11 protein-coding genes are annotated in these 13,858 nt (G+C 73.3%); 5 read left to right on the forward strand and 6 right to left on the reverse strand.

The window, feature by feature from the left end:
* Positions 1–35: 35 nt before the first annotated feature.
* Positions 36–1,058, reverse strand: coding sequence for a beta-ketoacyl-ACP synthase III (locus ACFWGN_RS07255; RefSeq protein WP_377616286.1), 1,023 nt, complete (start codon positions 1,056–1,058; stop codon positions 36–38).
* A gap of 250 nt (positions 1,059–1,308) precedes the next feature.
* Here ACFWGN_RS07255 and bsh point away from each other — a divergent pair, with 250 nt between their 5' ends.
* Entirely contained in the window at positions 1,309–2,256 is a 948-nt protein-coding gene (gene bsh / locus ACFWGN_RS07260) for a choloylglycine hydrolase (RefSeq protein WP_377616287.1), read from the forward strand.
* Between the two features lie 109 nt (positions 2,257–2,365).
* Here the strand turns inward: bsh and ACFWGN_RS07265 are convergent, their stop codons facing one another.
* Positions 2,366–3,262 carry an alpha/beta fold hydrolase gene (locus tag ACFWGN_RS07265; RefSeq protein WP_377616288.1) on the reverse strand — a complete coding sequence of 299 codons (897 nt, stop codon included), beginning with the start codon at positions 3,260–3,262 and terminating at the stop codon, positions 2,366–2,368.
* A gap of 38 nt (positions 3,263–3,300) precedes the next feature.
* Positions 3,301–4,770, reverse strand: coding sequence for a carboxylesterase/lipase family protein (locus ACFWGN_RS07270; protein WP_377616289.1), 1,470 nt, complete (start codon positions 4,768–4,770; stop codon positions 3,301–3,303).
* 159 nt (positions 4,771–4,929) lie between these two features.
* Here ACFWGN_RS07270 and ACFWGN_RS07275 point away from each other — a divergent pair, with 159 nt between their 5' ends.
* The 3 genes from ACFWGN_RS07275 (at position 4,930) to ACFWGN_RS07285 (ending at position 8,897) form a co-directional block, all read left to right on the forward strand.
* Positions 4,930–5,328, forward strand: a complete 399-nt coding sequence (locus ACFWGN_RS07275) for a hypothetical protein (protein WP_377616290.1) — start codon at positions 4,930–4,932, stop codon at positions 5,326–5,328.
* Positions 5,329–5,533: 205 nt separating this feature from the next.
* A complete protein-coding gene (locus ACFWGN_RS07280; protein ID WP_377616291.1) occupies positions 5,534–7,126 on the forward strand; it encodes a Na+/H+ antiporter in 1,593 nt (530 codons plus the stop codon).
* Between the two features lie 136 nt (positions 7,127–7,262).
* A complete protein-coding gene (locus ACFWGN_RS07285) occupies positions 7,263–8,897 on the forward strand; it encodes a peptide chain release factor 3 (RefSeq protein WP_318244353.1) in 1,635 nt (544 codons plus the stop codon).
* Positions 8,898–8,998: 101 nt separating this feature from the next.
* Here the strand turns inward: ACFWGN_RS07285 and ACFWGN_RS07290 are convergent, their stop codons facing one another.
* Both ACFWGN_RS07290 and ACFWGN_RS07295 read right to left on the reverse strand, forming a co-directional pair.
* Complete coding sequence (locus ACFWGN_RS07290; RefSeq protein ID WP_377616293.1) at positions 8,999–10,606, reverse strand: MDR family MFS transporter; 1,608 nt, start codon at positions 10,604–10,606, stop codon at positions 8,999–9,001.
* A gap of 104 nt (positions 10,607–10,710) precedes the next feature.
* The gene (locus ACFWGN_RS07295; RefSeq protein WP_377616294.1) at positions 10,711–11,298 is read right to left on the reverse strand and encodes an ArsR/SmtB family transcription factor; all 588 of its coding nucleotides are present in this window, start codon (positions 11,296–11,298) and stop codon (positions 10,711–10,713) included.
* A 90-nt stretch (positions 11,299–11,388) separates the two neighbouring features.
* Between ACFWGN_RS07295 and ACFWGN_RS07300 the strand changes: the two genes are divergently transcribed.
* A complete protein-coding gene (locus tag ACFWGN_RS07300) occupies positions 11,389–12,732 on the forward strand; it encodes an MFS transporter (protein WP_377616295.1) in 1,344 nt (447 codons plus the stop codon).
* Between the two features lie 87 nt (positions 12,733–12,819).
* Here the strand turns inward: ACFWGN_RS07300 and ACFWGN_RS07305 are convergent, their stop codons facing one another.
* Positions 12,820–13,761 carry a threonine/serine dehydratase gene (locus ACFWGN_RS07305; protein WP_377616324.1) on the reverse strand — a complete coding sequence of 314 codons (942 nt, stop codon included), beginning with the start codon at positions 13,759–13,761 and terminating at the stop codon, positions 12,820–12,822.
* Positions 13,762–13,858: the final 97 nt, after the last annotated feature.

Genomic DNA, 13,858 nt, shown 5'->3' on the forward strand with positions numbered 1-13,858 from the left:
GAGCAGACGCAGCGGGCAGCCGCCGCGGCCGTGGATCAGCGCGTGGGCGTCTCCACGACCTGGCCCGCCCAGGCGAAGCCGCCGCCGAACCCGATGAGCAGCGCGGGCACGCCCGCGGGGATCTTGCCCGAGTGCCACCACTTCGACAGGCCCAGCGGGATGCTCGCGGCCGAGGTGTTGCCCGACTCCGTGATGTCGGTGACGACGACCTTATCCTCGAGGCCCAGCGCCTTGGCGAGCGGCTCGATGATGCGCAGGTTGGCCTGGTGCGCGACGAGCACCTCGATGTCGTCGAGCGTCAGGCCCGACTTCTCGACCGCGGCGCGCGCCCGGTCCGCCGCACGCGTGATGGCCCAGCGGAAGACCGCGCGCCCGTCCTGGACGAACTTCTCGTTCGGGGTCTCGATGAGCACGGCTGGGGTCAGCTCGGGCTCCGAGCCCCACGCGACCGGCCCGATCCCCGGGGTGTCCGTGCCCTGCACCACGAACGCCCCCGCGCCGTCGGCCGTGAGGATGCACGTCACGCGGTCGGTCCAGTCGGTGAAGTCGGTCAGCTTCTCGGCGCCGATCACGAGCGCCGTGGTCGCGGCTCCGGTGCGGATCGCCTGGTCCGCGAGACCCAGGGCGTGCGCGAAGCCGGAGCACGCGACGTTGACGTCCAGGATCACGGGCCCGACGACGCCGCGCAGGTCGGGTGCGTCCTCCTCCTCGGGCGTGGACTGGCCGGGCATGACGCCCGTGCGCAGGTTGTACGCCACGCGACCGGCGGTGTTGGGCGAGCGGTCGCGCGCCGTGGCCGTCGCGACGATGATCATGTCGACCTCGCTCGCCGCGACGCCGGCGTCCTCGAGCGCGTGGCGCGCCGCCGCGGTCGCCATGTCGGCCACGGTCTCGTCCTCGGCCGCGACGTGACGCGTCACGATCCCGGTGCGGGAACGGATCCACTCGTCGTTGGTCTCGACCAGCTGAGCGATGTCGTCGTTGGTGAGCGTCCGCTCGGGCTGGTGGTGGCCGATCCCGACGATGCGCGAGCCGGCGGCTCCGGTGAGGGTGAGCATGGGTCGATCATTCCCCCGGGTGGGCGGATCGTCCAAGTCGCCGGTCCGAGCACCGGACCTCCTCCGGACCCGGACGACCTCGCCGACCGGGCGCGCGCGGACGCGGCCCCGGCCCTGGAGCGCTCGGTGCTCGCGGTCTCGCTGAGCACGATCGTCGATCAGAGACGACCATGGGAGGACGGGGGCACGACGCGGGGCATGGCGAACCGCGTCCGCCTCACCTTGCATCGACGACGACAGGGGCATCGCTATGTGCACGGGCATCAGGTTCTCGGACGGCCAGGACAACCTCTACCTCGCACGGAACCTCGACTGGACGAGCGGGTACGGGGAACAGGTGGTGATCACGCCCACGGGGTACGCACCGAGGTCGCCGTTCGGCGCGGTGCCCAGCATCCAGCACGCGACCATCGGCATGGGCATCGTGGAGGAGGACACCCCGCTCTACTTCGACGCCGGCAACGACGCGGGCCTGGCCGTCGCAGGGCTCAACTTCCCGGGGTACGCGGCCTATGCCACTGCCCCCGTCGAGGGCCACGTCAACGTCGCCGCGTACGAGTTCCCGCTGTGGGTGTGCTCGCAGTTCGCGAGCGTCGACGAGGTCGAGGCGGCGCTCCAGCACGTCACGATCGTCGACAAGCCGATCAACGACAAGTACCCCAGCTCGCTGCTCCACTGGATCATCGCCGGCGCGGAGCGCGCGATCGTCGTGGAGCACACGAGCGAGGGCATGCAGGTCTTCGACGACGACGTCGACGTCCTGACGAACCAGCCCGGGTTCGCGTGGCACCACGAGAACCTGCGCAACTACCTCAACACCTCGCCCGAGTTCCCGCCGGAGACCGAGCTGGGCAGGGCCCACCTCACCCCGTTCGGCTCGGGCTCGCACATGAGGGGGATCCCCGGGGACTACTACTCGCCCTCCCGGTTCGTCCGCGCCGCCTACGTCAACGCCCACTACCCGACCAAGAGCAGCGAGGAGGAGAACGTCAGCCGGGCGTTCCACACGCTGCAGCAGGTCGCGATGGTCGACGGGTGCGCAGCGATGGGGTCGGGCGAGTTCGAGATCACGATCTACACCGGGCTCTTCTCCTCCCGGACCACGACCTACTACTGGAACACCTACGAGGACCCGGCGGTCCGCAGCGTCGCCCTCGCCGACCACCCGACGGACGGCGACAAGCTCGTCCTCGCGTAGACGACCGTCGGCCGCGTCGGCGCGGGACCGGGCTCCGGAGGGTGTGCGGGGCCCGGTCGGTGCGGGCCGGACGGGCACCCGAGCGACCGAGGTCCTGCTCACCCCCTGGTCATCGGGCCTCGACCTCGGCCAGCAGCCCGTCGACCAGCCCCAGGAAGGTCGCGAGGTCGTCGCGCCGCACGCAGTGCCCCGCCCCGGCGACCCGCACGACCCGGCCCCTGCCCGCGAGGACCTGCTCGGCTCGGTGCGCGCCGTCGTCGGACACGAGCGAGTAGCTCGACGCCTCGCCCGCCGCGACCACGACCGGCACGCGCGCCTCGAACGCGACGGGCCAGTCGCGCGCGGTCCACTCGTGCGGGACCTCCAGCAGGCGCGGCGAGACCGCTCGCTGGGCGCGGGCCCACGGCTCCGACTCCTCGGGCGACCACTGCGGGAAGCGCGCGCGGAAGTCGGCCGCGAGCTCCGCCGTCGGGCGCCCGCGGGTCGCCTCGATGCCCGGCGCGAGGAACAGCGGCCGCCCGCCCTCGTCGTGCTCGGTGTCGCTGACGCCCCACGCCGGGTCCTCCAGGACCAGGCCCAGGACCAGGTCGGGGTGGCGCAGCGCGAGCTCCTGCGCCGTGAGGCCGCCCATCGAGTGCCCGACGACGACCGCCGGGCGTCCGAGCACGTCCCGGACCGCGCGGGCCGCGTCGTCCGCGAGCGCCGCGAGCGTGAAGGGTTCGTCGGGCAGCTCGGAGCCTCCGTGGCCACGGGCGTCGAGCGTCAGGACGTCGCGCGAGCGGACGAGGTGGCGGACCGTGCCGGGCCAGCACTCGCCCGAGTCGGTCACGCCGTGCAGGAGCAGGACGGGAGGGCGCTGCGGACCGTCAGGGGCCGCGGTCCGGTACAGCCTCCAGGCGTTGGGTCCGGTCCGGCCGGTGAGCGGGTCCGCGGGGGCAGACGGTCGCGCGGGCGGTACGCAGGACGAGGTGTCGAGGACGTCGGTGTCGGGGCGGCTGCTGTGCACGGATAGATCTTCACCCCGCACGACCTCTCCCGAAAATCTCAGGGCGCGTCGAGCGCCGCCCGCTCGTCGTCGCGCGGTGCGAGGACCACGGGGTCTCCCTCGCCGTCGAAGACCCGCACGGGTCGCGTCTCGTCCCAGCGTTGCCAGCCCGGGTCGCCCGAGGTCGCGAACGCCACCCAGGCGCCGTGCATCGCGGTCGCGAGCGACTGGGGGGCCTCGGGGCCCGCGAGTGCGGTCGAGTCGGGCGTCGCGAGCCCGTCGAACACGAACCCGAGCTCGACGGCGTGCGCGGCGCCGAGGTCCTGCACCGGGCTGCGCCACGCGAACTCGTAGACGAACGTCTCGGCGTCCGCGGACCGGCGCGAGTCGGCGACCTGCTGGAGCGGGACGCGCAGCAGGACGTCGGTCGCGAGCGCGCCCAGGAGCTCCCCCGCGGACGCCCCGGGGCGGTTGCGCCGGAACAGGCGGACGGCCCGCGCGGAGATCCCGACCTTGCGCCGTGCCACGGCCAGGTGCCACCACCTGAACCTGCTCAGCAGCCCCGTGGGCACGAACCAGAGGCGGTACTCCTCGGTCGTGGCCCCGATCAGCAGCGGGATCGTGCTCCCGGCCCCCGCGGCGAGCGCGTCGTGAGGCTCGCGGGGCACCAGGTCGTCGTCGAGCACGAGCGCGAACCCCGGCCCACCCGTGAGTGGTGTGGCTCCCGCGGTCACGCGGTCCTGCGAGGCGACCAGGGCCTCGGGCAGGACGGTCGCGAAGCCCGCGCGCGTCGTCGGGACACCCAGGTCCTTGCCCATGGCGCGCGTGATGCGCCCCGCCCGGGCGGCCGGCTGGGCGGACAGGGGGCCGCTCTGGACGATCGCCCGGGCGACCAGGTCCGGCGCCGAGGGGTGCGCGAGGATCGCCGAGACTGTGTTCCCACCGGCGGACTGGCCCGCGAGCGTCACCCGGCGCGGGTCGCCACCGAACGCCGCGACCTCGTCCTGGACCCAGCGCAGCGCGGCGAGCTGGTCGGCCAGGCCGAGGTTGCGCGGAGCGCCGTCGAGCACCGAGAAGCCCTCCGCCCCGAGCCGGTAGTTGACGCCCACGAACACGACGCCGTCCTGCGCGAACCGCGTGCCGTCGTAGCCCGCGAGCGCGTTGGACCCGTGCGCGAGCGACCCGCCGTGCACCCACACGATCACGGGGAGCAGGTCCGTGCCCCGGTCGGCCGGCGTGAAGACGTTGACGTGCAGGACGTCGTCGCCCGGGACCGTCACGGTCGGCAGCAGGGCAGCGAGCGCCCCGGGGTAGGGCGACTGCGGCGCGGTGGCTCCGTAGCGCGTCGCGTCCCGCACCCCGTCCCACGGCTCGACGGGACGAGGGGGCGCGAAGCGGCGCGCACCGAACGGCGAGGCCGCGTACGGGACGCCGAGGAACCGTTCGACGCCGTGGGCGACGGTCCCCTCGACCGCGCCCTGGCTCGTCACGACCTGCACCCGACCGACGGTCTCGCTCTGCGCGCTCATCGGTCCATCGTCTCCCCGGGAACCTCCGAGCCGGAGCGGCGCGCCGGTGAGCGCGCTGCGAGACGGAGCCGGTCGCAGGTCGTCCCGGGGACCGGGCCCGGCAGGCTCGCTGGGCCGGCGGGGCTGGCGGGAGGGCGCGACAGTTGCCAGACTGCTGCGATGCCCGGCGACGAGGTCACGACGAGCCCGCACGAGACGCGGCGTCGACGGGCCCGGCCCCACCCGGTCCGGCGCGCCGTCGTGGTGGCCGTCGCCGCACTCGCGCTGCTCGCGTGGAGCGCGACGCTCGAGGTCGCGTGCGCCCTGGGCGGGCTCGCGCCCGCGGACCCCGTGAACGTCGTCGTACCGCCCTGCCCCTCCCAGAGCGTCCGGACGAGCGCTGCCGCCGTGGGGGCGGGCGTGGTCCTCCTCGGCCTCGGCGTGCTGCTGATCCTGCGGCGCCGGACGTGGGTCCGGCCGGCACGGGCGGAACGAGCCCTGTTCGTGACCTTCGTGGTCCTGGCGGTCGTGGCCGTCGTCAGGGCGATGGGCGCGACGGGGTTCGTGGCGGCGATCTAGGTGTACCCGGTCCTGGCGGGCTCGTCGTCGGGCGGTCCCCCTCCCGGCGCGCCGGACCGGAGGACGCACGCGCCGCCGTCGGGCCGGACGTTCCCCGGGGACCCCGCGGAACCCGTGCACCTGCTTCGCCCGTGCCGGATGATCGGTGCCAGGCACGGGCCGCCGGTGTCCGGGCCCAGCACCCGAGATCCCCGAGGAGGCAGCCATGATCGGTCTCGAGCTCGTCGTCGTCCTCGGCGTGGTCATCGTGGTGTGCGGGGTGCTCGCTCGCCGTACCCGGGTCGCGGACCCGATCCTGCTGCTCGTCGCGGGGATCGTGCTGGGGTTCGTGCCCGCCCTGCGGCAGGTGCACCTGCCTCCCGAGCTCATGCTCCTCGTGTTCCTCCCGGCGCTCCTCTACTGGGAGGCCATCACGACGTCGTTGCGGGAGATCCGGGCGACCCTGCGCGGGATCGTCCTGACGAGCACGCTGCTCGTGGTCGCGACGGCGGCCGCGGTCGCGACCGCGGCCCACGCCCTGGGCATGCCCTGGGGTCCCGCGTGGGTGCTGGGCGCGGCGGTCGCGCCGACCGACGCGACCGCCGTCGGCGTCCTCGCGCGGGCCCTGCCCCGGCGGACCGTGACGGTGCTGCGCGCCGAGAGCCTCGTCAACGACGGCACCGCGCTCGTGCTCTACGGCGTCGCGGTGGGGGTGACCGTGGGCGAGGAGACGCTGGGCGCGGGGCACGTGACGTGGTTGTTCGTGCTCGCGTACGGCGGCGGGATCGCGGTGGGGCTGCTCGTCGCACGCCTCGCGGTCCTCGTCAGGCCTCGCATCGACGACCCGATGCTGGGCAACGTCGTCATCCTGCTCCTCCCGTTCGTGGCCTTCCTGGTGGCCGAGCTCATCGAGGCCTCCGGGGTGCTGGCCGTGGTCGTGTGCGGGCTCGTCATGAGCCAGGTCGGGCCCAGGATCGGGCGCGCCGCGACACGGCAGCAGACCGTCGCGTTCTGGTCGGTCTCGACCTACCTCATCAACGCGTCGCTGTTCGTGCTCGTGGGCCTCGAGGCGCAGTCCGCGGTGCGCAACCTGGTCTCCGAGGACCTCGTCACGGCGATCGTCGGCGTCGCGGTCGTGTGCGTGGTCATCCTCGTGGTGCGGTTCGCATTCCTCGTGCTCTCGGCCTACACGATCCGGCTCGTCGACCGGCGTCCGTCCCAGCGCGGGCGGCGCGTCACGAACCGGGCGCGAGCGGTCAGCACGGTCGCGGGCTTCCGGGGCGCCGTGTCGTTGGCGGCGGCGCTCGCGGTGCCCACGCACCTGAGCTCGGGCGCGCCCTTCCCCGACCGCGACCTCATCGTCTTCATCACGTGCGGCGTGGTCGCGACGACGCTCGTGGTCCAGGGGCTCCTGCTGGCCCCGACGATCCGGTGGGCGCACCTGCCCGACGACGACGGGCTGGCTCGCGAACGTCGGCTCGCCGACGAGACGGCCGCCCAGGAGGCCCTCGACGCGCTCCCCGACGTCGCGGCGGCGCTCGGGACGGACTCCTCGGTCGTCGACCGGCTGCGCGGGGAGTACGAGGAGCACCTGACCCTGCTCCGGGCACGCGACGGCGGGGCCGACGACCCGGACCCCGCGGTGCTCCTCGACGACGAGTACACCGAGCTGCGCCTCGCGCTGCTGGCCCGCAAGCGCGCGACGGTCGTGCGCCTGCGCGACCAGCGCGAGATCGACGACACCGTGCTGCGCCAGGTGCAGGCCCGGCTCGACCTCGAGGAGATCCGGCTGAGCCGCGGCGACCCCGCCCCGGAGTGAGCGGTCGCCGACGTGGTCACGGCCGGTTCGATCTCGCGGGAGAATGGAGAGCTGGGTGCTGCGTCCCGCGCGGATGCGCCCCGCCCCCTTTGCCCTCGATCGCGCAGGAAACTGCAGGAAGCCACAGGACGTTCCAGTGCCCTCAGCGGACCAGCCCACCACGCCCAGCACCACCCCCCAGGCCTCCCCGGCGAAGGAGCAGGCGACCGTCCTCGCGGAGGCCTCGCGCCGCCGCTCGTTCGCGGTCATCAGCCACCCGGACGCCGGCAAGTCGACGCTCACCGAGGCGCTCGCGCTGCACGCCAACGCGATCCGCGAAGCGGGCCGCGCCGACGGCAAGGCGGGCCGTCGCACGGTGTCCGACTGGATGGACATGGAGCAGGACCGCGGCATCTCGATCACCTCGGCGGCCCTCCAGTTCACGTACCGCGACGCCATGATCAACCTGGTCGACACCCCGGGGCACGCGGACTTCTCGGAGGACACGTACCGCGTGCTGTCCGCGGTCGACGCGGCGGTCATGCTGGTCGACGCGGCCAAGGGCCTCGAGGTCCAGACCATGAAGCTCTTCGCGGTCTGCAAGCACCGCGGCATCCCGCTCATCACGGTCATCAACAAGTGGGACCGTCCGGGCAAGGACGCACTCGAGCTCATGGACGAGATCCAGGAGCGCACGGGCCTGGTCCCCACTCCCCTCACCTGGCCCGTGGGCGTCGGGGGCGACTTCCGTGGCGTGCTGGACCGCCGCACGGGGCAGTACGTGCACTACACGCGCACCGCGGGCGGCACCACGATCGCCCCCGAGGAGGTCATGGACCCCGACGCGGCCCTGGACCGTGAGGGCGACGCCTGGACCACCGCCGTGGAGGAGGCCGAGCTGCTCGCCGACACCAACGGCGACCACGACCAGGAGAGCTTCCTGGCCGGGCAGACGACGCCCGTCCTGTTCGGGTCCGCGGTGCAGAACTTCGGTGTCCACGCGCTGCTCGACGTCCTGGTCGACGTCGCGCCCTCGCCGTCGCCGCGCGTCACGGTCACCGAGGACACGCGCCCGGTCGAGGCGCCCTTCAGCGCGTTCGTCTTCAAGATGCAGGCCGGCATGGACACCGCGCACCGCGACCGGCTCGCGTTCGCGCGCATCTGCTCGGGCGTGTTCGAGCGCGGCATGGTCGTCAGCTCGGCCCGCACGGGCAAGCCGTTCGCGACCAAGTACGCGCAGCAGGTCTTCGGCCGCGAGCGCACGATCGTCGACACCGCCTACCCGGGCGACGTCGTGGGTCTCGTCAACGCGGCGGGCCTGCGCGTGGGCGACACGCTCTACCTGGACAAGAAGGTCGAGTTCCCGCCCCTGCCGACGTTCGCCCCCGAGCACTTCGCGGTCATGCGCGCCAAGGACGTCTCGCGCTACAAGCAGTTCCAGCGCGGCGTCATGCAGCTCGGCGCCGAGGGCGTGGTCCAGGTCCTGCGCTCCGACCTGCGCGGTGACCAGGCCCCGGTCCTGGCCGTGGTGGGCCCCATGCAGTTCGAGGTCGCCGAGCACCGCATGGCGACCGAGTTCAACGCGCCCGTGTCGCTCGACCGCCTGGGCTACTCCATGGCGCTGCGGACCACGAAGGACTGGGTCGTGCAGCTCAACGCGCAGCCCGGCGTCGAGGTCCTCCAGCGCGAGGACGGCGAGTACCTGGCGCTCTTCCCCGACCGCTGGCGCGTGACGTCGGTGCGCAACCGCCTCGAGGGCGTGGTTTTGCTCGAGGACGAGATCTTCGGCTGACCCTCCTGCCCTGATGCCCAACGGCGGAGCGCACCCACGTACCTGGGCGCGCTCCGCCGTCGGGCATCAGGGGGCAGGGGCGGGCCGCCGGCCCGCCTGCCTCACCGCTCGACCGCAGCTCCCTGCTCGACCGCGGCGCCCCGCGCGACCAGACCGGCCTGGTCGGAGAGCTTGAGCTCCTTCATGAAGAACGCGATGACGAAGCCCAGCGCGCCGAGCGGGACGAGGTACCAGAACGCGGGCGCGAGAGCGTCGGTGTAGGCGTTGACGACCAGGTCGTGCAGGGCTGCCGGCAGCTCCTTGACGGCGTCCGGCGTGAGGCTGTCCGGCCCGAAGTCCTTGGGCATCTCGCTCGCCGGCAGGCCCTTGGTCGCGTCGGCCAGGTTGGACGTCAGCTTCGAGGTGAACACGGTCGAGAACACGCTCGTGCCGACCGCGGCACCGATCTCGCGCAGGAAGTTGTTCGTGGACGTCGCCACACCCACCATCTCGGGGGCGACCGAGTTCTGCACCGCGATCACGATGGTCTGCAGCACGAGTCCCAGCCCGAACCCGAGCACGAAGATCATCGCGCCGAACGTCAGCATCGAGATGTCGGACGTCAGCTGCGTGAGCAGGACCAGCCCGATCGTCGCGATCCCCATCCCGAGGATCGGGTAGATCTTGTACCTCCCGCTGCGCGCGATGAGCAGACCCGACCCGATCGCCGTGATCATCAGGCCTACCGTCATGGGCAGCATGAGCAGCCCGGACTCGGTCGCGCCGTAGCCGTGGGCCATCTGCAGGAAGGTCGGCAGGAACGACAGCGCCGCGAACATCGTCATGCCGAGGATCAGGGCGATCGAGACCGAGACCGAGAAGGTCCTGCTCCTGAACAGGTGGAGCGGGATGAGCGGGTCGGCCACCCTGGTCTCGACGACCAGGAACGCGATCAGCGCGAGCACCGTCACGACCAGCACCGTGAGCAGGGCCGGGCTGCTCCAGTCGTACTTCTTGTCGCTCGAGATCGAGCTCCAGCTCGTGAGGAGCACGATGCCCGCGGTCGTGACCGCCATCAGGAGCGCGCCGCCGAAATCGAACCGCTTGCTCGGCGTGCGCGACGGGAGCCGGAGCTTGAACCACGCGATCCCGAACGCGATCAGGCCGATCGGCACGTTGAGCCAGAAGCACCACCGCCACCCCGGCCCGTCGGTGAACCAGCCGCCCAGCAGCGGGCCCGCGACCGTGGCGATCCCGAAGACCGCCCCCATGGGGCCCATGTACCGGCCACGGTCCCTGGCCGAGACGATGTCGGCGATGATCGCCTGGCTCAGGATGACCAGGCCACCGGCCCCCAGCCCCTGGACCGAGCGCCACACCACGAGGTCCACGAACGAGGACGACAGCGCCGACCCCGTCGAGCCGACCACGAAGATCGCGATCGCGACGAGGAACGGCAGCCGACGTCCCCGCAGGTCGCCGATCTTGCCGTAGATCGGCATCACGATCGCGATCGCGAGGAGGTAGGCCGTGATGATCCAGCCCTCGTCCTGGGCCGCCCCGAGGTCTCCCACGATCGTGGGCAGGGCCGTCCCGACCACGGACTGGTCCAGCGCGGACAGGAACATCGCGGCCAGCAGGGCGCTGAAGATCACGTAGACGGTGCCCTTGGACAGCACCAGCTCGGGCTCGCCCGGCGCCTGGGTCGTGGGTCGCGCGGTGTCGCTCATCGCTGGGCTCCTCCTGGCGTGTGCCTGCCGACGTCCTTCCAGCGTGGGTCGAGGTACGTCGACGCGCAACACCAGGGGGACCTGCCGCCGGCGCGACGAGCAGGTCAGCCCGGCCCGACGGCGGTCGCGTCGCCTTCCGGGGCGTCCTTCTCGGTGCGGGGCGCCAGCACGGCGAGCGCCTGGTACGCGCGCCGCGCGGGGTCAGGATCGTCCTGAGCCCCGGCCAGCGCGCGGTGCGCCCAGCGTTCGAGCAGCTCCGTGACCTCCCGGGTCATCTCCGCGGCCTGCCGGGGCGTCAGGACGAGGGCGCTGATGGCGAACAGCCGGTCCTCGTGCCGGGGTCCCGTGTCGTTCGCCTCGGCGAACAACCGCTCGGCCCACCGCAGCGCAGGACGCACGACCTCGCGCACGACCCCGGGCGAGCCGGGGTCGACGACGTAGCTCTCGGCGACGTTGGTCCACACCCGGTCGCGCCGGTCACGTGCCAGCTCGGGCGCTTCGACGATCAGCCCGGCCTTGGCCAGGACCCTCAGATGAAAGCTGACGGAGTTCGCGGGCTCGCCGATGACCTGTGCCAGGTCCGCGGCGCGAGCGTGCCCGAGCGCCGCGAGCTCGGTGAGGATCCGCTGCCTCGTCGGGTGGGCGATGGCCCGCAGTGCCGCGGGGTCCTGGACGCGGAAGGTCTCGAGCATGGGTCGAGGCTAGCAACGCGACGTCGATCCGCACGACAGATTGCGCAACGTCTATTGCGCATCATGTGTTGCACGATTAGCCTGTGTCGCATGTCGACCGCCCAGAGCACGCCGTCCGTTCACCACGACGCTCCGGGCGGCGGCGCAGAGCCGCCAGGTTCGGCACGGGAGCCCGCCCCTCTGCCCAATCCGAACCTGCTCCGCAACCGCTCCTACATGCTCCTCATGTCGGGCCTGACGACCGAGTCGCTCGGCGCCGGCCTCGCCCTCTTCGCGGTCCCGCTCGTGGCGTACTCGCTGACCGGCTCGGTCCTCCAGGCCGGCCTCGTCGCCGCCGTGGGACAGGTCGGCGCACTGCTCGCGACGCTCCCTGCCGGGGTCGTCGCGGACCGTGTCGACCGTCGACGCCTCGTCGTCGGGGCGAGCGCCGTGGGCGCCGCGCTCTGGGTCACCGTGGGCGTCGCCGCCGCGGCCGGGACCCTCACCGCCTGGCACCTCGCACTCGTGCTGTTCGGCGCATCCGTCGTCGGAGCCATCGTCGACCCCGCCACGAGCGGGGCCTTCCGGTCCGTCGTGCCGGCCCCGCAGCTCCCCACCGCGCTCGCCGCCTCCCAGGGACGCGACGCCGTCGCGAGCCTCCTCGCAGGACCGGTCGGCGGCCTGCTCGTCGCGATCGGGCACGCGGTCCCGCTCGTCGCGGCTGCGGTCGGGTCGGCGGCGACCGCGGTGTGCACCTGGGCGGTGCGCGAATCGCTCAACGGGGACACGACCGAGGCGCGCACCACCCGCCCTGTCGAGGCCCTGCGCCAGGGCCTGCGCTTCGTCTGGTCGGTCCCCGTCTTCCGAGCCCTCCTGGGACTCTTCGTCGTCATCAACATCGCGTTCGGCGGGCTCCTCGTCGGGATCAACCTGGAGCTCGTCCGGACCGGCGTCTCCCCCGTGCTCATCGGCGTCGTCGACCTCGCCGTCGGAGCAGGGGTCCTCGTCGGCGCGGTGCTCGCACCGCAGCTCGTGGCACGGGTCCGCGCCGGCGCCCTCACGGTCGCGGCGCTCGCCCTCCTCGCCGTCGGCGCCGTCGTCATGGCCGCCGCCCAGACCTACGCGGTCTACGTCGCGGCCCTCCCCGTCGCGGTCCTCCTGGTTCCCGCCGTCAACGCGGGGCTCGCCGGCTACGCCGCCGCGATCACCCCGCACGAGCTGCAGGGGCGGCTCGCGTCGATCATGGGGTTGACCGGACTCGTCGCGGGCCCCCTGATCCCGCTCGTCGGGGCCGGCCTGCTCGAACGCTTCGGCATCGGCACGGCGCTCGTCGTGCTCGCCGGCCTCCTCGCGGGAACCGTCGGCGCGATCGCGACGGTCCGACCGCTGTGGCGGATCGGTACCCCGAGGACGTGGGCCGCGGACTCCCTGCCCGCCCCCGCGAACCCGGCCTGATCCCGACCGCACCGTCTCGCCGCCGGTGCGCGGCGCCGTCGGGCCGATGGACCCGGCGGGACGAGCCGCGCCGGTCCTGCCGACCGCTCAGCGCGCGAGGTCCGAGGGGTCCGTGTTCGCCCCGCACAGCACGACCGCGACGGTCTCGCCCGGCTCGGGCACGTAGGCGCGCGACTCAAGCGCGGCGAGCGCCGCGGCGGCCCCGTGCTCGACGACGAGCCGCCGCTCGTCCCACAGGTGCCGGCGCGCGGCGACGATCGCCTCGTCGGTGACCAGGACGGACCGCACACCGTCGCGCTGCGCGAGAGCCAGCGCCGTCTCGGAGGTGCGGCGGGCGCCCAGCGAGTCGGCCGCGACCGACGCGACGGGGACGTCCACGACGCTGCCGGCCTCGAGCGCCGCGTGCAGGGCCTGCGCACCGTGCGGTTCGACGGCCACGACCCTGATCCCGTGCGGGTGCGCAGCAGCAGCCACGCCGCTGAACAACCCACCTCCCCCGACCGCGACGACCACGGTGTCGACGTCGGTCCGGGCAGCGACGATCTCCTCCAGCAGGGTGCCCGCGCCCGCCGCGATCAGCGGGTTGTCGTAGGCGTGCGAGGCCAGCGCGCCCGTCTCCTCCCCGAAGCGCTGCGCGGCGTCGAGCGCCTCGGCGTACTCGGCCCCCACCTGGTGGGCCTCGGCACCGAGCGTGCGCAGGCGTGCGACCTTGACCGGCGGCGCGGTCCGGGGCACGAACACGGTCGCCCGGACACCGTGGGCCCGCGCGGCCCACGCGTTCGCCATGCCCGCGTTCCCACCCGACGCGATCACGATCCCGGCCTCCGGCAACGTGCCCGCGTCGAGGTGGGCACCCACGAAGTTCAGGGCGCCGCGTGCCTTGAACGAGCCCGTGTGCTGCATGAGCTCGAGCGCGAACACCCCCGTCGCCGCGCCGAGCGCACCCGGGTCCATGGGCGCGAGCGCGACGGGCCGGACCTGGCCCGCGATGCGCTGGGCCGCGGCGAGGACGTCCAGGTGGTCGATGATCATGGGGTCCTCCGGGACTGGTGGTGCGGCGAGAGGTCGGGCGGCGTCACCGGGCGGGGCGAGCGAGCACGGGTGGCGGGCCCAGGTGAACCCTACG

The organism is Oerskovia sp. NPDC060338, assembly GCF_042726295.1.
Classification (GTDB): domain Bacteria; phylum Actinomycetota; class Actinomycetes; order Actinomycetales; family Cellulomonadaceae; genus Oerskovia; species Oerskovia merdavium.

Coding starts and splice junctions, on each gene's coding strand:
- ACFWGN_RS07255 (WP_377616286.1), bottom strand. CDS start 1,058: ATGCTCACCCTCACCGGAGCCGCCGGCTCGCGCATCGTCGGGATCGGC.
- bsh (WP_377616287.1), top strand. CDS start 1,309: ATGTGCACGGGCATCAGGTTCTCGGACGGCCAGGACAACCTCTACCTC.
- ACFWGN_RS07270 (WP_377616289.1), bottom strand. CDS start 4,770: ATGAGCGCGCAGAGCGAGACCGTCGGTCGGGTGCAGGTCGTGACGAGC.
- ACFWGN_RS07275 (WP_377616290.1), top strand. CDS start 4,930: ATGCCCGGCGACGAGGTCACGACGAGCCCGCACGAGACGCGGCGTCGA.
- ACFWGN_RS07280 (WP_377616291.1), top strand. CDS start 5,534: ATGATCGGTCTCGAGCTCGTCGTCGTCCTCGGCGTGGTCATCGTGGTG.
- ACFWGN_RS07290 (WP_377616293.1), bottom strand. CDS start 10,606: ATGAGCGACACCGCGCGACCCACGACCCAGGCGCCGGGCGAGCCCGAG.
- ACFWGN_RS07295 (WP_377616294.1), bottom strand. CDS start 11,298: ATGCTCGAGACCTTCCGCGTCCAGGACCCCGCGGCACTGCGGGCCATC.
- ACFWGN_RS07300 (WP_377616295.1), top strand. CDS start 11,389: ATGTCGACCGCCCAGAGCACGCCGTCCGTTCACCACGACGCTCCGGGC.